At 41.0% G+C, this 21,661-nt stretch carries 17 protein-coding genes; 11 read left to right on the top strand and 6 right to left on the bottom strand.

Annotation, left to right across the window (positions count from 1 at the left end; genetic code table 11):
- Nucleotides 1–43: 43 nt before the first annotated feature.
- A complete protein-coding gene (locus H6G41_RS05875) occupies nt 44–631 on the bottom strand; it encodes an Npun_F5749 family FMN-dependent PPOX-type flavoprotein (protein ID WP_190744490.1) in 588 nt (195 codons plus the stop codon).
- Between the two features lie 154 nt (nt 632–785).
- Here H6G41_RS05875 and H6G41_RS05870 point away from each other — a divergent pair, with 154 nt between their 5' ends.
- Nucleotides 786–1,133, top strand: coding sequence for a hypothetical protein (locus H6G41_RS05870; protein WP_190744489.1), 348 nt, complete (start codon nt 786–788; stop codon nt 1,131–1,133).
- A gap of 284 nt (nt 1,134–1,417) precedes the next feature.
- Entirely contained in the window at nt 1,418–3,739 is a 2,322-nt protein-coding gene (nrdJ, locus tag H6G41_RS05865; RefSeq protein WP_190744487.1) for a ribonucleoside-triphosphate reductase, adenosylcobalamin-dependent, read from the top strand.
- Between the two features lie 77 nt (nt 3,740–3,816).
- Here the strand turns inward: nrdJ and H6G41_RS05860 are convergent, their stop codons facing one another.
- Nucleotides 3,817–5,880, bottom strand: coding sequence for an ATP-binding protein (locus H6G41_RS05860; RefSeq protein WP_190744486.1), 2,064 nt, complete (start codon nt 5,878–5,880; stop codon nt 3,817–3,819).
- Nucleotides 5,881–6,295: 415 nt separating this feature from the next.
- On the opposite strand from H6G41_RS05860, the gene H6G41_RS05855 reads away from it, so the two are divergent.
- Nucleotides 6,296–6,514: a hypothetical protein gene (locus H6G41_RS05855; protein WP_190744484.1), complete on the top strand. Its 219-nt coding sequence runs from the start codon at nt 6,296–6,298 to the stop codon at nt 6,512–6,514.
- Nucleotides 6,515–6,652: 138 nt separating this feature from the next.
- Here the strand turns inward: H6G41_RS05855 and H6G41_RS05850 are convergent, their stop codons facing one another.
- On the bottom strand, nt 6,653–7,432 hold the full coding sequence (locus H6G41_RS05850) for a glucosamine-6-phosphate deaminase (protein WP_190744483.1): 780 nt from the start codon (nt 7,430–7,432) through the stop codon (nt 6,653–6,655).
- A gap of 229 nt (nt 7,433–7,661) precedes the next feature.
- On the opposite strand from H6G41_RS05850, the gene H6G41_RS05845 reads away from it, so the two are divergent.
- Nucleotides 7,662–8,324, top strand: coding sequence for an HAD family phosphatase (locus H6G41_RS05845; RefSeq protein ID WP_190744482.1), 663 nt, complete (start codon nt 7,662–7,664; stop codon nt 8,322–8,324).
- 127 nt (nt 8,325–8,451) lie between these two features.
- Here H6G41_RS05845 and H6G41_RS05840 read toward each other — a convergent pair whose 3' ends face one another.
- On the bottom strand, nt 8,452–9,552 hold the full coding sequence (locus H6G41_RS05840; RefSeq protein ID WP_190744481.1) for a PEP-CTERM sorting domain-containing protein: 1,101 nt from the start codon (nt 9,550–9,552) through the stop codon (nt 8,452–8,454).
- A 351-nt stretch (nt 9,553–9,903) separates the two neighbouring features.
- On the opposite strand from H6G41_RS05840, the gene H6G41_RS05835 reads away from it, so the two are divergent.
- From H6G41_RS05835 to H6G41_RS05815, 5 genes are all read left to right on the top strand, one after another.
- On the top strand, nt 9,904–11,478 hold the full coding sequence (locus tag H6G41_RS05835) for a CPBP family intramembrane glutamic endopeptidase (protein WP_190744480.1): 1,575 nt from the start codon (nt 9,904–9,906) through the stop codon (nt 11,476–11,478).
- Nucleotides 11,479–12,287: 809 nt separating this feature from the next.
- Nucleotides 12,288–12,563: a TM2 domain-containing protein gene (locus H6G41_RS05830; protein WP_190744479.1), complete on the top strand. Its 276-nt coding sequence runs from the start codon at nt 12,288–12,290 to the stop codon at nt 12,561–12,563.
- Nucleotides 12,564–12,650: 87 nt separating this feature from the next.
- Nucleotides 12,651–12,830, top strand: a complete 180-nt coding sequence (locus tag H6G41_RS05825; RefSeq protein ID WP_190744477.1) for a hypothetical protein — start codon at nt 12,651–12,653, stop codon at nt 12,828–12,830.
- A 101-nt stretch (nt 12,831–12,931) separates the two neighbouring features.
- A complete protein-coding gene (locus H6G41_RS05820) occupies nt 12,932–15,334 on the top strand; it encodes a cation-translocating P-type ATPase (RefSeq protein WP_190744475.1) in 2,403 nt (800 codons plus the stop codon).
- 213 nt (nt 15,335–15,547) lie between these two features.
- The gene (locus H6G41_RS05815) at nt 15,548–16,051 is read left to right on the top strand and encodes an FHA domain-containing protein (protein WP_190744473.1); all 504 of its coding nucleotides are present in this window, start codon (nt 15,548–15,550) and stop codon (nt 16,049–16,051) included.
- Between the two features lie 201 nt (nt 16,052–16,252).
- On the opposite strand, the gene H6G41_RS05810 is transcribed toward H6G41_RS05815, so the two are convergent.
- A complete protein-coding gene (locus tag H6G41_RS05810; RefSeq protein ID WP_190744471.1) occupies nt 16,253–16,600 on the bottom strand; it encodes a hypothetical protein in 348 nt (115 codons plus the stop codon).
- Between the two features lie 193 nt (nt 16,601–16,793).
- On the opposite strand from H6G41_RS05810, the gene H6G41_RS05805 reads away from it, so the two are divergent.
- Together H6G41_RS05805 and H6G41_RS05800 are read left to right on the top strand one after the other, a co-directional pair.
- Nucleotides 16,794–17,714, top strand: coding sequence for a TIGR01777 family oxidoreductase (locus tag H6G41_RS05805; protein WP_190744519.1), 921 nt, complete (start codon nt 16,794–16,796; stop codon nt 17,712–17,714).
- Nucleotides 17,715–18,070: 356 nt separating this feature from the next.
- A complete protein-coding gene (locus H6G41_RS05800) occupies nt 18,071–19,711 on the top strand; it encodes a calcium-binding protein (protein WP_190744470.1) in 1,641 nt (546 codons plus the stop codon).
- Nucleotides 19,712–19,922: 211 nt separating this feature from the next.
- Here the strand turns inward: H6G41_RS05800 and H6G41_RS05795 are convergent, their stop codons facing one another.
- Nucleotides 19,923–21,602, bottom strand: a complete 1,680-nt coding sequence (locus H6G41_RS05795; protein ID WP_190744468.1) for a DUF1565 domain-containing protein — start codon at nt 21,600–21,602, stop codon at nt 19,923–19,925.
- Nucleotides 21,603–21,661: the final 59 nt, after the last annotated feature.

Raw genomic sequence — 21,661 nt, 5'->3', positions numbered from 1 at the left:
TCAACAGTCAACAGTAAATTATCTCCTTTCCTCATCTCTCTAATCACGGATTAATTTCTTCGCTAGACCATTTCTGCTGGTCATTGCGGTGGTACAACCAGCGATTTTGTGGTTCACCACGTAACTTTAAATGATCTACTTGTGTAGGGTCTAATAGGAGTAAGCAAAAATTGGGTAATGGCTGACTGGGATCTGGTGGGGGAGGAGAAAAAGCAGCTTGTTCATCTTTATTTCTCGCTTTACTGGGATGAGGCCAAGCAAATTGTATCCGCGCTGCGTCGCTTAATTCTCGCCAAGTAGAAATACGCGCTGATGCTAATTCTGGTTGAGAATTATCGCTTTCAACTAAAGTTAAACTACCAGTAATCCTAAATTGCTCTCTGGAATTGGGGAAGTACCAGCAGACTTCTGCCCAAGGTTGCTGCTGTATTTGTTCAGCTTTTTCACTGCGAGAATCAGTAATAAATTTTAGCTGGTTGGTATCTCCTAAAAAGCCACGAAAAACTATAGTTCGATTGGCAGGTATACCATTTGCCCGTACTGTTGCTAGTTGCACATAACGGGCATAAGCCAGACTGCGATTTTGATGGAGGGCATGAGCGATCGCACTTCGCCAGGGAGCAAGAGACATTTTGTGGCAAGGAAGACAATATTATACATTATCGCTGGATGTTGCATTTTGTACTCTTGTTAAGCAAGGGTAAGTTGTCATTTTTGCCAATCTTTCATCCTAAATGTACTTGGTCTATAGTCTTAATCTGTTAGCACGCAACAAGACTGGATTTATGGTTCGAGAGCTTGAAAGAAAACGCCAGAGTGCAAAGTTTCCAGAAACTGCCCCCGCAGTTAATGACGATCCATACTTGAAAATAGTATTAGATGTCTCAAAAGAACATCTACGCCAAGCACAACAAACATTTAACCTCAGTTTGGTAGCAATCTATGCTTCCGTCGGTATGGGTTTAATTGGCGCATTTCTCGTAATTTCTGGTAGAGCAAGCGAGGGAAGCGTCACAACTGCAATAGGGTTAATTTCAACAAAATTTTGTACTCAAATTACAAAAGAATCCAGTCAAAAACTGGAGCATCTGAGACAAAATCTCAAAGAACTACGTCCCGAACTTAGAAAGTAGGATAATCGCTAAATTTAATCCTGTGTGTCTTTTATCAAGCCATATAGCGGTGTAATGCACTTCTTACTCGCAAACCGCTATTTTTTCATTACCACTCTGGATGAACACTTCGCCAGGGAGCAAGAGACATTTTGTGGCAAGAGAGACAATATTATACATTATCGACGGATGTTGCACTTTGTACTCTTGTTAAGTAAGGGTAAGTTGTCATTTTTGGCAATCTTTCATCCTAAATTTACTTGGTCTATAGTCTTAATCTGTTAGCACGCAACAAGACTGGATTTATGGTTCGAGAGCTTGAAAGAAAACGCCAGAGTGCAAAGTTTCCAGAAACTGCCCCCGCAGCTAATCCTGTGTTTTTTAGAACCTATAGCCGCCGCAGTCCGGCGGGTTTGAGAGAAACTTGGGATGAAGTATGCGATCGCACTCTCAAAGGCTTAGTTGAATTGGGGAAACTCAGCCAAGAAGAAGTTGCCATTTTAGACAAGATGCAGCGTCACATGAAAGCCCTACCCAGTGGCCGCTGGTTATGGGTTGGCGGTACCGATTGGATAGCCAAACCGAAAAACTTTTCTGGGGCTTACAATTGCACCTCTACCAACCTCCAAGACTGGAAAGCTTTTGGATTAATGATGGATTTAGCGATGATGGGCTGTGGTACTGGAGCCATCATCGAACCAAGATATATTAATCAACTGCCCCCAATCCGCAATCGCCTTCATGTCACCGTACAGGGCGAAATTGGTGCTACCCCCAAACAACAGCGTCGTGAGTATACAGAAATCTATATAGAGGGCGATCGAGTTACTATATACGTTGGCGATAGCCGTGAAGGTTGGGTTGAATCTTATCAAACCTTATTAGAACTTTCTACAGATGAGAGATTTAGTGGAGAAGTTCAAGTATTTGTTGATATTAGTGATGTGCGTCAAGCTGGAGAAACTTTGAATGGCTTTGGCGGGGTGGCTAATCCAGTTAAATTGCCCATCCTTTATCAAAATTGTGCATCTATTCTCAATAAAGCTTTAGGAAGACAATTAAACTCTGTTGAATGCTGTCTATTAATCGATCAGGCAGCTGTAACAATTGTTGCAGGTAATATACGAAGAAGCGCGGGTATGAGGCAGTTCAGATCTGACGATCAACTAGCCGCGACAGCCAAAGATAATTTATGGCAGCAAGATGCAGAAGGTAATTGGCGAATAGATCCAGAGCGTGATGCTCTCCGGATGGCGAACCATACCAGAGTGTTTCACCGCAAGCCGACATTAGAAGAATCCATTGATGCTGTTCGCAAACAATATTATAGTGGCGAAGGCGCAATTCAATGGGCTGGCGAAGCGATCGCTAGATCTAACATTGATTTGCTAACAACATCAGCATTAAAAGTTGATTTCTTGAAGGCTTACGAACAAGGAAAAGCAAAAGATTGGTTGCAAGAACAGTATCCACATCTGGATATTGAGGAGATAGAACATCGTTTAGCTAGGTTCGGATTAAATCCTTGCGGTGAAATTATTGGTAGTAACTTTCACTGCAATTTGTCCGAAGTTCATCTGAATCAACTTGACCCAAATAATTACAAAGAACAAGAGGAAGCTTTCACGGCTGGGGCGCTTTCTGTAGCCTCACTTTTAAACCATAAATTCCTCGAACCTCGCTATCAAAAAAGCCGGGAATTAGACCCAATTGTTGGGGTTTCTTTCACTGGTTTATTTGATTTCTTTGTTCATGCTTTTGGTGTTGATTGGTTGCGGTGGTGGGAAGCGGGAAGACCTGCTACGGAACAAGGATTGGCATTTAAGCGCCAAGAAGAGAAATATCTGAGTTACTGGAGAGATATTGTACATCGGGTAGTTTGGGATTATTGCGATCGCCATCATCTCAAACGCCCTAATCGCTGTACAACCGTTCAACCTAGCGGTACTAAAGCACTATTAACAGGTGCTAGCTCCGGTTGGCATCCCCCCAAAGCGCAAAGATTTATTCGCCGGATTACTTTCCGCAAAAATGACCCCGTAGCCTTAGCTTGTATTGACTATGGTTACAATGTCATTCCTTCTCAATCTGATAAAGATGAACATGGTAATTTACTCAACGATCCTTTCGATCCTCGTGTGAGCGAATGGTTAGTAGAAATCCCTGTAGCTGTACCTTGGGCTGATTTACCAGGAGCCGATCAAATTGATGTTTCTAAGTTCTCTGTTTTAGCTCAATTAGATTTTGTGATGCAAGTTCAGAAGCATTATGTCACTCACAATACTTCTGCAACTTTAGAACTACGTTCTGATGAAGTTGAGATTCTCGGACAGCGTATTTACGAAGCAATTCAGAATGATGAAGGATATATTTCCGCAGCGCTTCTCGCTCGGTTTGATGATTTGCAATCATTCCCACGTTTACCCTTTGAACCAATAGATAAAGTCACCTATGAACGATTAAATCAAGAAGTAAAAGCACGACGAATTACAGATGATTTCTGTGCAGTTCTCAGTCGCTATGATTTAGGTGAATTAGCTGAAGCTGGCCCTTCTGGTTGCGACTCTGATAAATGTATGTTTCCCGAACAGCAACCAACTTCATCAGGTGAAATAAGTAATAACTAAGGATTAACAAAATTCACTTTGTATAATCAATGAGCAGTGGGGTTAAAAATTTAACCACTGCTTTTTTTCATAGTTTTTTAGCTAGCACCATCGACAATATTATTTTGCAGCAAAGATGGTAGTTGAATAATCACTTGTGTACCCTGCTTTAATTGAGAATTAATTTGAATATTGCCTTGGTGCTTTTGAATAATTTGATAGCATACAGTTAAACCTAAACCAGTACCCTGTCCAACGGATTTGGTAGTAAAAAATGGATCAAATATTTGGGAAATATTTTGCTCATCAATACCTATGCCATTATCTATAATTTTAATAGTTACGCTTTGATTTTGATGATTTTTAGTTTGAATAATAATTTTTTTATCAACTTGCTCTTTATGTAATTCAATCGCATCTATTGCATTGACTAAGATATGCATAAATACTTGATTTATTTGGCGAGAATAACATTCAACTAGGGGTAAATGATCGTATTCTTTAATTACTTGAATCTTGGGAGAATCATGCAGAGGATTGAGACGATGTTGTAGCAAGACTAAAGTACTATCAATTCCTTCATGAAGGTTAACCTTTTTTATCTCAGCTTCATCATGACGAGAAAAATTTCTCAGAGAAGAAATAATATCTTTAATCCGAGTTGCACCTGTGTCCATAGAAGCTATTAGTTTAGGTAAATCTTTAATTAAGTAATCCAGTTCAATTTTTTCTGCATAAATTTGAATTTCTGGATCTGCATAGCGTTGCTGATATTGATGGATGAGATTAAATAAATCTTGAGTATAGTTCTCTATGTAGGTGATATTAGCGTAGATAAAATTAATTGGATTATTAATTTCGTGAGCAATACCAGCAACTAAATTACCCAGTGAAGACATTTTTTCGGTTTGAATTAATTGGGATTCAGCCATTTTTAAATTATATAAAGCTGTATGCAACTGCTCCGTTTTAATTTCTAGTTCCTGGTTTTTTTGTAATAGTTCTAATGTTCGTTCTTGAACTCGTTCTTCTAATGTTTGACGAGCTAATTCTAATTCGTGGGTACGTTGCGCTACCAATTTTTCTAAATTGTTGATTAAGGTTGAAAGAGAGTAAGCCATTTCTTGGTAAGCATTAGCTAACTGACCAATTTCACCACCATTTTCAACACCAGGGATAGGACTATTTAAATCTCCTGCTGCTAAAGTTTTACTCCGCTTTGCAAGTTGAATAATAGGGTTACTAATTTGTTTAGCCAGAAAATGAGCAATTAATATAGACAATAGCAACACTAAAGTTAACACCAGAACAATTAAGCGGGTAAGAGTTAGCTTAGCTTCTTGAAAGTATTTGGCTACAATTTGAAGCTTGATAATGGCGATAGGTTGATTACCAGAATAGAGGGGAGCATAGATTGTATTTAATCCTAGTTCTGGCTGAATATGATAAACTGAGCATTTTTTATAAATACTAGGTAAAATTTTTACGGAGAAATAATTTTTTTCCCAAATGTCTGATTTTCCATCAGAATTACTAGAAACAAAACGCTGACCATTTAAAGCAATAATTTCTACTCTTGTCGTCGGTTGGGAATAATTTAAAAATTGTGTTAACCATACTCGATCGAGTAACTGTCCTGCAATTAAAGTTCCAGCAGGTTTTCCGGTTCCATCACTGCGATAAATTGGTGAGCCTGCTAACAATACTAGTTCTTGTTTACCTGTATCAATTAAATCCTGAGATAATTTAGTTCTATTTTTTAAATCCTGAATCTTTTGTTGTACTAAGGGAAGAGCTAATATCTTACTTCCAGCTTCACCAATAATCTCTTCATTTTGGGATTTAATTACTCTCACTATATCAATATCAGTTGTGAATAATAGTTGTTCGGAAACTTCCTCTTTGATCCAGGCGGGATTTGGATTTTGAACTGCATTGTATAAATCACTCCAATTAGCATAACTAGAAATTAAATTTTTCAGTCCCTTTTCTGTTGCTGAGGAGTAACCCCGAAAAGCTAAAACCTGATCGTCAAGTCGAGTTTTTTCTAGTTCAATGAGTGGTTTTTCTAATAATTGCCAAACTACACTAATCAAAACTAAAACTGGTAACAAAGATGCGCCAAATGTAAAAAATAAAATTTTAAGTTGAAGGCTTTGCAAAAATTTTAGTCTTTTAAGGTTTATCATCTGCAAGTGCCTTTAACGAATTATCTGGAAATTTTAAGGGATTTAATCACAGCAATTACTAAGTCTATTACCTTCAACTTGGCGAACAGGTTATGAATAATCTATAATTCCCAAAATGCGAGTGCGATTAACTGTTGTTTACAGTTTTCTTTAGTACGAAAAGTCATCAGAGGTAATGTTATCTGTTAACTAAATTAAGCCATTATAACTTAACAGCTTTAGGTGATGGGTGCGATCGCATTTCTTGGTAATATCTAGCTGATAATTCCTCTTCCAGACCAATCAGCTAAAAAATTGTATATTTTATTACTAGTAGCCCGTTCTGATTTTCCACGTTACGATCTCTGAAGAAGTAATAATTTTCAAAGGCATTGCCAGGAGACTATTAATGTTCATTGATGAATTGTCACCAATCTTTAAAGAATTTACTCAGCATCCAGTCTCTTTCTTGGGTGGATTGTTTTCCGGTGTGTTTCGACTGAACCTTGCAGACGATCCTGTCAAAAGCTGGCTGGATAAGCAAACAGGCGCAACTAGTTATACCTCAGCTACCACAGAAGCTAATAATGGTAAAGCTACCGGGCCGCAACAAATTGCGATTGACTAATAGTCAAATCACTGAGGTATTTAGCAGATTACTTTAGTTTATTGTCACGACTTTAGTCCGGGAAATTAGGGAGATAGCACAAATAAGGGCACAACAAACAATGTTGTGCCCTAAAAAATAATTTATGTGTTGCCAACATTATTTTAATTGGTATAAGCTGGCAGAATCGCGATCGAGAAACAATGTTGCTTGAGCTTGTTGACGCAGAATCGAAGCAGGACATTTTGGATCAATCGAACCCTGCAATATATCCTTAACTACATTTGCTTTACGTTTGTCTGGAGCAAGGCAGATGATTTTTTTAGCTGCACAAATTAAAGGCAAAGTAACAGTAAATGCATATTGCGGTACAGTTTCTAAATTGGGAAATTGACCTGTATTCACTTGTTGTTGTCGATTGATGGCATCTAGCTTGACGAGTTTGACTGTGTAAGGATCTTGAAAATCAGCCACTGATGGATCGTTAAAAGCTAAGTGTCCATTTTCGCCCACACCAAGACAGCATAAATCAATTGGCTGTGCTTGCAGCAGTTTGGTATAGCGATCGCATTCTGCTAAAGGTTGCAAAGTATCCCCTTCTAGATAGTAAAACTTCTGAGGTTGAACTCGCTGCTCTACACGCTCCCGCAGATAGCGGCGGAAACTAGCAGGATGATCCGCAGAAATACCCAAATATTCATCTAAATGAAATAAAATAATTCGCGACCAATCTACACCGCCTAAAGCAATCAAAGCATCGAGAAATTTTAGTTGAGAATTTCCTGTTGCTAGCAATACAGCGGCTGTATCCTGTTGCTGAAGCAGGTTCTGTAAATAATTGCGGACAATTTCTGCAACATCTCGTGCCATTTCGGCTTCAGTGTTGTAAATCTGCACCGTTAACTCATCAACACGAAAACATTTGGTGTCGGCTAGCATGTGTTTACAAAGGTGAAGCTCAATATAAATATCTGGCTCAATTAAATCAGTTATGGGGCTGAGTAGTTGAGTGCAATCTAACTTTTACTCTTCGAGAAAGACGGAACGAATTTAGCAGATTTATTTGTAATTATTTGCCGCAAAGAATTGGGAAATCATGATTAAGTAGACAAAACAATATAAACTATGTAAGTAAAGTTAACATTTATTTACATTTTACCTATAAGCCATGCTAGCTGCTATTCTATTTGACCTAGACGGCACTATTGTCAATACTGACCCCATACACTACCAAGCTTGGCAGCAAAAGCTGGCTAGTTATGACATAGAAATTGATGAAACTTTTTACAAATCTAGAATTAGTGGGCGATTGAACCCGGAAATTGTTAAAGACATCTTGCCACAATTATCACCGGCAGATGGACAAAGATTTGCTGATGAAAAAGAAGCGCTGTTTCGAGAACTAGCAGCCAATCTCCAACCGCTGAGTGGATTTGCAGAACTCATAGCTTGGACAGAAGCAAATCAGCTAAAACGTGCTTTAGTAACAAATGCTCCTAGATTAAATGCTGAATTTATGCTAGATGTTTTGGGCATCAAAGCAGCTTTTCAGACAATTGTTTTAGCAGAAGACTGTAAAGCGGGTAAACCAGACCCCACACCTTACAATGTTGCCCTGAATCTGTTGGGGATTCAAGCACAAGAAGCGATCGCCCTGGAAGATTCCCCCTCTGGAATTCGTGCGGCGGTTGCTGCGGGTATCCGCACTATTGGTATAGCTTCTACTCACGACCCCAAAATTTTACTAGAGGTCGGTGCTTTTATCGCCATTCCCGATTTTACTAATTTACTCAATTCTCTAAGTGAGCAAAATTTGAGTAGTATCTCATAGGATGGGGTATGGGGTATGGGGCATTGGGCATTGGGCATTGGGAAAAAGTCAAATAGAATTCTTAATTTTGAATTTTGAATTGTTTTTCCCCCTTTTCTTATGCCCTACTTCCCTGCTGAAAATATTCCTAATTATCTTGCTTAACCTTCTGGTAACGGAATTTAGACCTGCCTTTAGCGAGTAAACCAATTCCAATTAAAGAAGCTAGCACAGTGGATGGTTCCGGTACTTCTGTAGCTGGGTTTCTCCCTTTTGCTGGTGGTAACGGTACAACTGGGATTTCTCTTCTGATGTTATTTCCACTCTGATTGTTACCTAGGTTGGCAGCGTTACCACGGCCGCCACCTCCCCCACCACCAAACAGCGATAAAAGTCCGGCGAAGGGAATCATACCACCTAATATTTCCCCTCCCCCTGCCCCACCTCCGGCGAGTGCGGCGGGTACTAAACTGGCTCTTTTTAACTTTCTCACAGACCAGGACTGCGCTCCACCTTTAGCATCGCGGAATTGAGAGAATAAATAAATATATTGGCGATCCTTGGCATCTTTGTTTGTATTTGCAAACAAATTGTTATTTATATATACAAAATAATCGTGACTACCATTTTCATAGTTGATATCTTCCAGCACAACTGTATTTGGTTGGAGATCGAATGTTTTGGTAGCACGACCCTTGAAGTTGGGATAATTAGTCAAATCAGGAGAATTACCCAAAAAAAGTTCTAACTTTTCTAAGACTATCTTTGCTGAGTCTTTATTTGCATTGGTTTGATCTATCTCGTTGATTGTTAAGATAAATTCCCGATACTCTGTACCGCCTATGGTGACTATGGGTACATCATCCAACTTCAATGAATGAGATATTGGCAATTTTTTGCGAGCATCTAACTTAACTACAAAAGAATCTGTGTTGTAGCCTTGTCTGGTTGCAGCGTAGCTTAAGGGTTCAATCTGCAAAAAGGTATTTACTTCATCAAAATCTTTGAGAATTTCGCTACCAATCTTTTTGATGCAAGCATCCTTACCTTTGATGCAAATTGACTCGCTGGGATTAGTCAGACTTATCTTCGTTGCAAAAGCGCGATCGCCTGTAATTGTAGCTAAGAAAATCAGGTCAGATAAAGCTACCAATCCTATTTTGCCAATAATTACCCCAATTTTTGGCCAGCATCGGTTTTTTCTGTAGCGTAAATACCACTCTTTGTGTAAAAAAAGCGACCTTACCATTTCTAATATTTACTCCGACCGTATAATTTAATTTCTTTGTGTAGTCTTGCTTTAGGAGATTTAGCAATGTATTTTACACGTTACCATTACTAGTTTTTGAATATGTTGCTTTTATACAATCTTTATATATATTACTTAAGTAAGAATTTTTAATAAAGCTATTTCAAATCCGGGTAAATACTGCTGAAAAGACCAAACTCAGCAAAAATTGATGAACCGAAGCAGAAATTCGTCTACTTTTTGGAAATCGGTGTAAATTCCCGATCCCCAAATCGATCCACCGCCTGCTGTTTCTTGCGATAATTCCCAAGGGGCATGAGCTTCTACACTGGTTAATCAAGGGAAGTATAGATGAGCATCAAACGGTTGGGTTTAATTGGGCTGACGCTGATATCGTTAGTCTTGTCCGGCTTGTCTTTATTTAGCAGTTGGCAGGAACCTCAGTTTCAAAGTCGCCTAGAACTTTATCAAACAAATTTGGCGCTACAAGCCCAAGCTTGGGAACCAGAAGATAGTACAGAGGAGAATTTTCAGCTGGTTAGGGATGCCATACTTGGCGATAAACCTCTGGAAAATGCTGCCAACCAATATCAACAAGCACGGAAATCTGTGCAAACCAATTTGGACAAAGCCAAAAATCAATTGGCAAAACTGCGTTCTCAATCAATTAACGCTTCCCCACCAGCTAAACCTTTACCAGAAACTCGTCCGTTAGAAAGTCCTGCTAATCCTCAGCAACAGCAGTTACAGCAGTCCCTCAACCAGATGCAAAAATTTTTGGCTGAATTAGATTTACGCTGGGGAATTTTACAAGCAGCGCAAGGCAAAACTGATCTAGCACTGTCGAGTTGGAGTGATTTGCAGCAACGTTCCGAAATTAGTCCAGAGTTTGCGGAAACATCGGCGGTGTTGATTGGTTTGTGGAGCAATCCTCCCCGCCTGCTCCCTAATGCGCAACAACTGATCCAAAAAAATTTAGATGGTTGGTTTCGTTCAACGGCACTGGTACAAATATACCAACTTCAGCAACGCTCAGAAGCACTGTCAGCCGTTCAAGCTGCACAACAACAAGCGGCTACTCAAGCTGTATTGAAATTAGCTGCGATCGGGATTTTCCCTACCTTGACAGCTTTGGTTGGTTTTGTACTGCTAATTACTGTGTTAGCCCAGCGCTTGGTAAAAGGTAAAGCCGCCTTACTAGCTCAAAATGCTGATGTAGCTTGGTCAACACCTTGGGGTGGCGAAACAATTTTACAGGTCTTTGTAATCGGCTTTTTCTTGATGGGACAGTTGTTTATACCCTTGCTATTCTCGCTGCTTCCCATGCAAATAGCTAGCGATAATGTCCGCTTTCAGGCTTTTTCGGTTTTGGTGCGTTATGTGTTGGTAGCTTTAGGAGCGCTATTAGTATTGTATTTATCAATCAAGCGCTTTTTTCCCTTACCAGAATTTTGGTTTAATTTTAATTTCCGGGGTAAGTGGTTTTTGTGGGGATTAGGTGGTTATTGCGCCGCTTTACCAATAGTTGTGGTGGTGTCTTTGATTAATCAACAACTATGGCAAGGACAAGGTGGTAGTAATCCTTTATTGCAACTGGCGCTGGAAAGCCAAGATTCTGTAGCCTTGGGACTGTTCTATGTCACAGCTGCGATCGCCGCACCACTGTTTGAAGAAGTTCTCTTTCGCGGCTTTTTGTTGCCCTCTCTCACCCGTTACTTACCTGTTTGGGCAGCAATTCTCATCAGTAGCCTGTTATTTGCAGCTGCTCATTTAAGTTTGTCAGAAATTTTACCCCTGACCGCCCTGGGGATCGTGTTAGGAGTGGTCTATACGCGATCGCGTAACTTGCTTGCTCCCATGCTATTACACAGTCTGTGGAATAGCGGTACTCTACTGAGTTTATTCATTCTGGGCAGCGGCAATTAATTTTCCGTAATATTACTGTTGCCATATAATTAGAATATTTGCTTTCATCTGCATATATGGCATAATATATGGCAACAATTTACTGATTAAACATAAAAATAAGCATGAGTTAATGCTAACTATAAATTCCAGATTGCTAGTGATACAAATCACTCAGCAACACTGAGTCATAGATAGCTAAATCTCAATGAACTTTTCATCTGGTCTCAGTAATATTTACCTTTGTGAGGATATAAATTACTTTCTCCAGCTTTTCTCAGCAGAAATAATTGGGAAAGTAAATAGCTACCATTGATGCAATTGATGAAAATGCTACTGTTTTGAAGTTGAGTAGCGACCATCCATAATCCGTTTCTCAGCTTGAGAACAATGCCTACACTGGTACTGTTCAAAAAACATGTCAATTATCATTGTCGCTATATCCAAAAAAGTCCGGACATAAAACTCATGGACTTGTAGAAAGGGTTATTCCAGCATAAGAGTATTTGCTGATTATGCAGAGTGAATTCTCCTCAAGAGAAAGGTTTCACTTAGTAATCTCCAAAGCCTAGATGCTGAGATTAATAGCCATAGTATCTGAACAGCGATCGGCGGCTCATTCTCTCGTTACAGTCGATAACAAATAACCTCATTACTGTAATTTTGTCAGCGATTCCTCGAAAATCGTGGACTTTTGCTGATGTCTATTTCTTAGAGAAAGCGCTTTTTCTTTGAGAAAGTAAAAATATGTTGAGTAAGTAAATATATTTACTTTTTTCTGAAATAATCATTAAAAATTACACCTAATTCATCCAGGAGCAATAATTCATATGGCAAATCTAAACTCCAGCCAAAAAAATAAACAACTTATGGCTGGCTACTGTGGAATTATTTTTGGTGGGTTTGGTGTCCATAAATTTATTTTAGGATATTCTCCCGAAGGCTTTATCATGCTGGTAATTTCGATTGTCGGCGGAACCTTTACCTACGGATTTACATTTTTAATTATGCAACTCGTAGGTTTAATTGAAGGCATGATTTACTTAAATAAAGACCCAAAAGAATTTGTAGATACCTACTGTATCAATAAGCAAGGGTGGTTTTAAAATTTCTATTTCTACTTATTTCTACTATCAATTAAAGCGGTGACTAGGTCTGAACAGCCACAGAAAAGCTAATTACGAATTACTGATATGCTAACTCTCAAACGTCACAAGCTCACCTTAGTCTTATTTTTACTACTAGGTATAGGATATTTCAGCGCTATGTCTAGTTTAGAAATTAATTATTTTTTAAAAAGCCTGATAGCTATTCTACCGCTTCAGCTGGGAGCATTAATTTACGTTTCTCAGCCGCGCTGGAGTCGTCGTTAATGTATTTGACGTGCAGTCTTAGTTGCAGATTTCGCCTACCCTGAAATTAGGGCGCTTTGATTACGGCGTCCGATTTGAAGCGAATCTAACTAAACCTTGCCATGCAACTTGTTCCGGAAACTCAACTCCAGCTAGAACCAATCCCCATGACAGAGAAAATTATTCTGGATGTTGGGGGTATGAAGTGTGCTGGATGTGTGAAAGCAGTAGAAACGCAGCTAACCCAACAGCCAGGAGTCAAGAGTGCTTGTGTGAACTTGGCGACAGAGGTAGCAGTAGTAGAAGCAGAACTTGGCACGCTTAATGCCGAACAACTGGCACAGCATTTAAGCGCCAATGGCTTCCCCAGCCAACCGCGCACAGCCGCTGGGTCTATATCTTCGCGAAAAGACCCACAAGTACGACAGCAGCGCGAAATGCAATCTTCTCTGCGACAATTACTGGTTGCAGGGATACTGCTAATTTTGTCGGGAATTGGACATATTAGTAGTATGGCAGGCTTGACATTGCCATTATTAAATAACATCTGGTTACATTGTGGACTGGCAACCTTAACCATATTATTTCCCGGTCGCCCGATTTTAGTTGATGGTTGGCTAGGTTGGCGACGCAATGCGCCAAATATGAATACCTTGGTGGGGTTGGGAACTTTAACAGCCTATACGGCTAGTTTGGTGGCGCTACTTTTCCCGCAAATGGGTTGGGAGTGCTTCTTTGATGAACCGGTGATGATGCTGGGGTTTATTCTCCTGGGAAGAACGTTAGAACAACAAGCTAGAGGTAAAGCCGCCGCCGCATTTAGACAATTATTAGCACTACAGCCGCAAGTTGCACGGTTAATTGCGAATCCAGAGAAAATTGCCCAAGAATCAGATCAGGTAATTGTGTCAGCTAGTGTGGAAATTCCCGCCGAACAGGTGCGCGTGGGCGAATGGTTACAAATTCTGCCTGGTGATAAAATCCCCGTTGATGGTGAAGTGCGCTGCGGACAAACCACGGTGGATGAGTCGATGCTGACGGGGGAAGCTGTACCCGTAATTAAGCAACCAGGAGACGTGGTAACAGCAGGGACGCTGAATCAATCAGGTGCGATCGCTATCCAAGCAACTCGTACTGGTAGCGATACAACTTTAGCGCATATTGTCGCTCTGGTAGAAGATGCTCAAACCCGGAAAGCCCCGGTACAAAAATTAGCAGATACCGTTGCTGGTTACTTTACCTATGGGGTATTAACAGCAGCTTTATTAACTTTTATCTTTTGGTTCTTCTGGGGTACCCATATTTGGCCAGAGATTACCATGTCTAGCAGCATGGAAATGACTCACCTGCCAGCTACTCATCACACCTCAGCGCCGATTCACTATCCACCACTGTTGATCAGTTTAAAATTAGCGATCGCAGTTATGGTCGTTGCTTGTCCCTGCGCTTTGGGGTTAGCGACACCTACAGCGATTCTTGTGGGTACTGGCTTAGGTGCAGAACGGGGTTTATTAATTAAAGGCGGCGATGTTTTAGAACGGGTACACCAGTTAAATACAGTGGTATTTGATAAAACTGGCACTTTAACTAGTGGTAATCCTACTGTTACTGATTGTCTGCCAATTGAGGCAGAATCTTGCGAATCTCTGCTGAAATTAGCAGCAGCGGTAGAAAGCGGCACATATCATCCCCTAGCGAAAGCGATTCAGCAAGCAGCCCAACATCAACAATTAGCGATCCCGGAAGCCAAAGATTTTCATACCGAACCAGGACTTGGGGTATCGGCTGTAGTTGCAGGTAAAACAGTACTCCTAGGTAATTGGGAATGGTTAAGTTGGCACGGAATTGTCATTAGCGATGCTGCACAACAGTTGAGTCAGCAGTTGGCTACAGAAGGGAAAACAGTTGTCTGTGTAGCGGTGGGCGGAACTTTAGCCGGAATTATTGCCGTTAGCGATACCCTGAGACCAGATGCGAAAGCCACAGTAGACCAATTACGAAAGATGGGTTTGCGAGTAATGTTGCTCAGTGGCGATCGCCTAGAAGCTGCCAGGGCGATCGGTAAACAGTTAGGATTAGATAGTGCTGATATTCTGGCTGGCGTTCCCCCCAGTAAAAAAGCCGCCGCCATTCAAGAATTACAAACTCAATCTGCATCAGTTGTCGCAATGGTTGGGGATGGAATTAATGATGCACCAGCTTTATCCCAAGCTGATGTGGGAATTGCTTTATACTCCGGTACAGATGTGGCAATGGAAACTGCCACGATTGTTTTAATGCGCGATCGCTTAAGCGATGTTGTAGAATCTATTTACCTCAGTCGTTCTACCTTCAACAAAATTCGCCAGAATTTATTCTGGGCTTTTGCATATAATACAATTGGTATTCCCTTAGCAGCAGGTGTTTTGTTACCTAGTTTGGGTTTTATACTTAGCCCATCTGGTGCCGCCGCATTAATGGCCTTTAGCTCAGTTAGTGTTGTTAGTAACTCAGTCTTATTACGGCGTTTAGCTCATCGACCGTAAAATTCTCTATATCAGAGAATATTCTCAACTTTCGCTTCTATGCTGATTGGGCAAACTAAAATCATAATCAGGAGTTAAGCATCTATTGAAGCCTGTTGAGAATCTGACTAAAGTTAAACTAACAAGAGTAGAACCGTCAAATTCTACTTTTTAACAGACAGCATCCGAATTTAATGCTGATTAAAGCAGTACCATAGCCTGTAATAAGTGAGAATGGCAGGAAACTATATTAAACAATTCTTGGTAAGTCACAGTTCAACCGATGTTAGCAACGATGCATCAATGGCAGCAGAAACCAATGAAAGTCATCTTCTGATTATTGAAGACGATCAAGGTCGTAAGGAATTTACGCTGGAAAACCCCGTCTACTCCATCGGTAGAGACCGTGATTGCAATATCCGCTTGGTGTCGCAGTTTGTCTCTCGTCGCCATGCAACATTAGTGAGATTACCAAGAGAACACAATAGTCAAAGCTTCTATTACCGAATAGTAGATGGTGATGCTAAAGGTAAGCTCAGTTCTAACGGTCTGATGATTAACGGACGCAAGATCCCATCCCACGATCTGAAAAATGAAGACGAAATTATTTTCGGACCTCAGGTACGTGCTATTTATTACTTGCTACGCAACTCTCAGCGATCTGGACAGACAGATGCCAGTGAGTATGATATTACACTCATCAATCCTGGAATGACTGACGATATCGAGGAAATTTAATCACCCCCATATGATTAATTTCCAGTTTCTTGCTTAAGCAATATCAAAATCCAGAGTCAGGGTTCCTAAAACCTTACTATGTTAGGCTTTTTGAATTTCAAATTTTGAATTTTGAATTCCTGTAGGGTTTTGGCTAGTTGCTTAAGCTAGCTTTGGGATGAAGCTAGCTGCAACGGACGCCTAAACAACTAACAGCAAAAGTTACCCTGCCAGACTTTCAATGAGATGCCAATGGCGACTGTGTTCAATCGCCTGTTTCACATATTCAAATACTTGTCGGCAGTGATTATCAAGTTGGAGTGGCAATTCCTCATTTTTAACCACAATACTCAACCTAGTTTCTGTTTCCGTCGCTGTGGATTTATCAATCAATACTTCTACCTTAACTAGCTTGGAATAAGGAACAGTACCGGGAATCTCACGCGCCATAATGTAATCGGCATTGTAGTATTGAACATCTAATTCCAAGTCTTGTAGCAGATCTACAAGCAAAGGCTGAAGATGCTCAATCGGCACAGAAACAATAAATGAACAGGTATAGCGAGCCATAATAGCCCCACGCCTTGCAACACTCCGTCCATCCTATAATACCGAAGTATGTAAACCGCAAGTCTTTATAAATTCATTAAACAATTCCAGTGGAAACTCTAAAGTCAAATCTCTTTTACCCAAAAAGGCAGGGGCTAAAAGCAGAAAACTTGATAAAAAACTCTAAAATAAGAGTTTGGGAAAGGAGTGCATGATGAAAGTAGCAATTACTGGAGCAACAGGATTTGTGGGAAGTCGTTTAGTACAACGGCTGCATCAGGAAGGTCATAGAGTATTGGTCTTAACACGTAATGCTAGCTTTGCCCAAAAGCTTTTTCCCGCTCAAGCTTTTCCTAATTTGGAAATAGTTGTTTATCAACCTATTGCATCAGGTTCTTGGCAAGATACCATTGCTGGCTGTGATGGTGTTGTTAACCTTGCTGGTGAACCGATTGCTGAGGAACGCTGGACAACAGAACACAAGCAGAAAATTCTCAATAGCCGCAAACTAGGTACACAGACAATTGTGGAAGCAATAGTGAAGGCGAACCCTCAACCAAAGGTGTTAGTTAATGCTTCAGCTATCGGCTTCTACGGTACTAGTGAAACTGCTACTTTTGATGAAACCAGCCAATCGGGAAATGATTTTTTGGCTGAAGTTTGTCAAGCTTGGGAAGCAGAAGCAAATAAAGTTAAAGATGCTGGGGTGCGATTAGTAATTCTGCGTTTAGGTATTGTCTTGGGAATGGGTGGCGCTTTAGCGAAAATGATTACTCCTTTCAAACTATTTGCTGGTGGCCCCATTGGTAGCGGTAGGCAGTGGTTCTCTTGGATTCACTTAGACGATTTAGTTAATCTCATTGTGCAAGCTTTAACAAATTCAGATTTAAAAGGTGTATATAATGCTACTGCTCCTCAGCCTGTCCGCATGACAGATTTAAGCCAAACTATGGGGCAAATTATGAATCGCCCTTCCTGGTTACCTGTTCCCAGTTTTGCCCTAGAAGCCCTATTGGGAGACGGGGCAAAAGTAGTGTTAGAAGGGCAAGAAGTTCTCCCTAAGCGCACTATGGCAGCTGGCTTTGAGTATCAATATCCGAATTTACGGGCTGCTTTATCACAGATTTTACAATAGGGCATTGGGCATTGGGCATGGGGCATTAGGGAGCCACTACGTTGCGCTGGTTTCTCTCGTTGTAGTATGAGACCCTGATGAGTACCGATTTAATAAAATTAGCGATTTTTAAAGCGCCAAGACTAACAATTTGTTAGCTTGGCGCTTTATGTTGTACGAATGATAAATAATTAGTCCTGTATCCAAAACTTATAGGTTTCCATAAAAAGGTACCCTTCGGGGTACTACACATACTACTCTTTTGCCTAATAGAGTAAAAACACTGAAAGTTAAACTTTCTCAGTGATACACCTCGTTTCTTCATCAGCAAGTAACGAGTTAGTGTATTTATCCTTTCATTGAAGGAAATACTCATTATGGCAACTATTAACGGTAACAACAACCCCAATAACTTGGTAGGTGTATTTGATCCTTTATTTCCCACATTGATAGATCAACCTGATATCATTAACGGCTTTGGCGCTAACGACACTATTACTGCTCGTGGCACTAACGACACCCTCAACGGTGGAACGGGTAGAGATAGGGTAAATGGCGGAGCCGGCAACGATCGCGTAATTGATGATGATGCTGTTAGCTTTGATGTTCACAACGGTGGCGACGGTATCGATACCATTGATTACTCTAGTGTGAGCTTTGGTGGTACAGTCACAATTAACTTGGCAACAGGGTTAACTAGCGTTGCTGGTGGAAATACGGAAACTATTCTCAACTTTGAGAATGTGGAAGGTAGCCAAGGTGCTGAAACAATCGTTGGCTCCAGTGTGAATAACGTCCTTAATGGTAATGCTGGCAACGATACGATTAATGGCGGTGCTGGTAACGACATCATTAACGGTGGTACAGGTAACGATATCCTCAACGGTGGTACTGGTAGAGATACTGTAAATGGCGGAGCCGGCAACGATCGCGTAATTGATGATGATGCTGTTAGCTTTGATGTTCACAACGGTGGCGACGGTATCGATACCATTGATTACTCTAGTGTGAGCTTTGGTGGCACAGTCACAATTAACTTGGCAACAGGGTTAACTAGCGTTGCTGGTGGAAATACGGAAACTATTCTCAACTTCGAGAATGTGGAAGGTAGCCAAGGTGCTGAAACAATCATCGGCTCTAGTCTAAATAACGTCCTCAATGGTAATGCTGGCAACGATACGATTAATGGCGGTGCTGGTAACGACATCATTAACGGTGGTGCAGGTAACGATATCCTCAACGGTGGTACTGGTAGAGATACTGTAAATGGCGGAGCCGGTAGCGATCGCGTAATTGATGATGATGCTGTTAGCTTTGATGTTCACAACGGTGGCGACGGTATCGATACCATTGATTACTCTGGTGTGAGCTTTGCGTCTGGAGTCACAATCAACTTGGCAACAGGGTTAACTAGCGTTACTGGTGGAAATACGGAAACTATTCTCAACTTTGAGAATGTGGAAGGTAGCCAAGGTGGCGAGACAATCATTGGCTCCAGCGCAAATAACGTCCTCAATGGTAATGCTGGCAACGATACGATTAATGGCGGTGCTGGTAACGACATCATTAACGGTGGTACAGGTAACGACTCACTTATTGGCGGCACCGGTAATGACATCTTAACTGGTGGTGGAGACGGTCAAATCGATGTCTTAACCAGTGGTAGTTTGTTCGATCGAGATACCTTCGTACTGGGTACTGGCGGTATATCTGGCTCTGTTCTCTATGACTCTGCTGGTAATGCTGATTTTGCTCGCATTACTGATTTTGATTTGATTGATTTTGTTGGGGAACCAGCAACTGAAGTAGATAGAATCCAGCTCAGAGGTACAGCTGCTGACTATCGGTTAGTAAGTAGTCTGGTTGTGGGAGGATTCACAGGTGTGGGTATTTATGACAGAAATTCAACCGCCAGTACTACAGATGATGATCTAATTGCTCTTGTTCAAGGCGTTACCGTAGGTGCTGCTTTTGGCCAATTGAACCTCACCAACACAACTCAGTTTGTGTTCGTCTAATCCCTCTTGAGGTAAGAGATTGGAGGCTTAATTTTCTCACAGCAACTCAAATTAGAGGATGAACTCTAATTTGAGAACGATCAAAACGCTCAAATAGTAGAGGGAGAGGTAAATTTAGCTTACCTCTCCTTATTGATGTTGAGAATTTTTCAGACTATTGCCCTCTCTAATTTCCGGTTTTTGAGATGTGGACAATAGTCGTAACTACTGCTTACTGAGCTGTAACTAAATAAGCTGATGGAATGGCTGGCGCACGTCCAGCATTGACTAGTGCTTGATAGACAAAGGCTGCAACTTCCGCTCTGGTTGCATCGCGATTAGGATTAAGTTGCTTAACTGTAGGATAGTTAATCACTAATTGCCTTGCTGTCGCCGCCGCAATTTGATTTAGGGCATATTTGGGAATTTGGGCAGCGTCAGTGTAAAAGCTGAGGATATTTTGATTGTCAGCCGTTAAATTTAGACCACTAGCTAAAGCTACTAAAGCTTGTACTCTGGGAATTTGTTGCTGTGGTTTAAATGTACCATCAGGGTAACCAGAAACAAACTGACTTTGGTAAGCAGATTGAATTGCTGCAAAAGCCCAAAAATCGCTTTTGACATCCTTAAATTGAATGGCTGGGCGTTTGGTTGGCGGTGTGAAAGCTTTGGTAATAATGGCAGCGAATTGAGCGCGGGTTACGGGATCGTTCGGTTTAAAGGTGCCGTCAGGAAAACCAGCAATAATTTTTTGCGCCGATAAGGCTTCGATATAAGCCTTAGCCCAGTAACCTGTTGGCACATCATTAAAGGCAGTAGCACCACCAACATCGGCGGGCTGAAAATCTACTAAACCAGAGATGCGCTTTTGATCGATATCATTACCAATGGCGAGAATCCTATTAGTTTTGGTGGCATTGTAAACATCATAACGAGTGTTATTTCGGATAAGATTACCACCGGGATTTTCAGTAGTACCTAAGTCTGGTAAGGCATCAATAGTCGCTATTACTCCATCCCGTTTATTGTTCTGAATGATATTCTTACGGAGGACAGGTTTAGCAGTTTCAGAGATAAAAAGACCATCTTGGTTTTGGATAATTTGGTTTTCTACAACTAAAGGAGTCGAAGCTCCACCGATCGCAATCCCAAAACCAGTATCCTGAAATAAATTATTGCGAATTTCACCTTGGGCAGATCTAGTTACGGAAACCCCATTACCCGTGTTCTGCACAAAGATATTGTTTTCGATTTTCGGATTTCCTGTACCTGTCACAAACACTCCGTCTCTAACACTTTTAGTAAAAGTGTTATTTGCGATCGTTGGGTTAGTGGACTCTACCCACACAGCTGTACCCCGTGTATTGGGATTGGTAACAGTTAAACCTGCGATCGTTGTATTATTTTCAGCCAGAATTGTAATATCCTGTCTGGCAAAGGTGCGACTGGTATAGAAGCCGCCACCTGTAATGACTACTGTCTGCCCTTTGCTGGCTTCATCACCGCGCAGCGTTACTCCTGATTTCGTTAATAAAGGGAAAGTTTCTCCACTTTGCTGATTATAAGTTCCCGGAGCCAGTTGAATGACTGTCCCTGCTTGGGCTTGACTCAGCGCAAAGGTAATAGTTTTGAAAGGCGCAGTTTGGGTTCCAGCACCAGCTGTATCTGCACCAGTGCTAGGGTTCACGTAAATTACAGTTGCAGTGGCGGGAGCTTGGGCTGTGAGAGTGGGAGCGATCGCTTTGTGCTGGCTGGAATCGGCATTTACCACATTAGGTAATAGTGTTAAACCAGTGGAAACAACGAATACAGTAGTCAATCCGGCTCGCAATGGTAGATGAGATGTGAGACTACTGCCAAAAACATAGCGAAGATACTTGGCGGAAAAAATTTCAAAACCCCGATATTTCATTTTTTAAGTCTGTGAAGTGCTGAATTAGGTTACCTTAAACAAGGTTATAGGTAGCAGCT

The organism is Tolypothrix sp. FACHB-123, from assembly GCF_014697075.1.
GTDB lineage: Bacteria > Cyanobacteriota > Cyanobacteriia > Cyanobacteriales > Nostocaceae > Aulosira.
The sequence above is the reverse complement of the archived record's forward strand: the minus strand, read 5'-3'. Positions and strand labels throughout refer to the sequence as shown.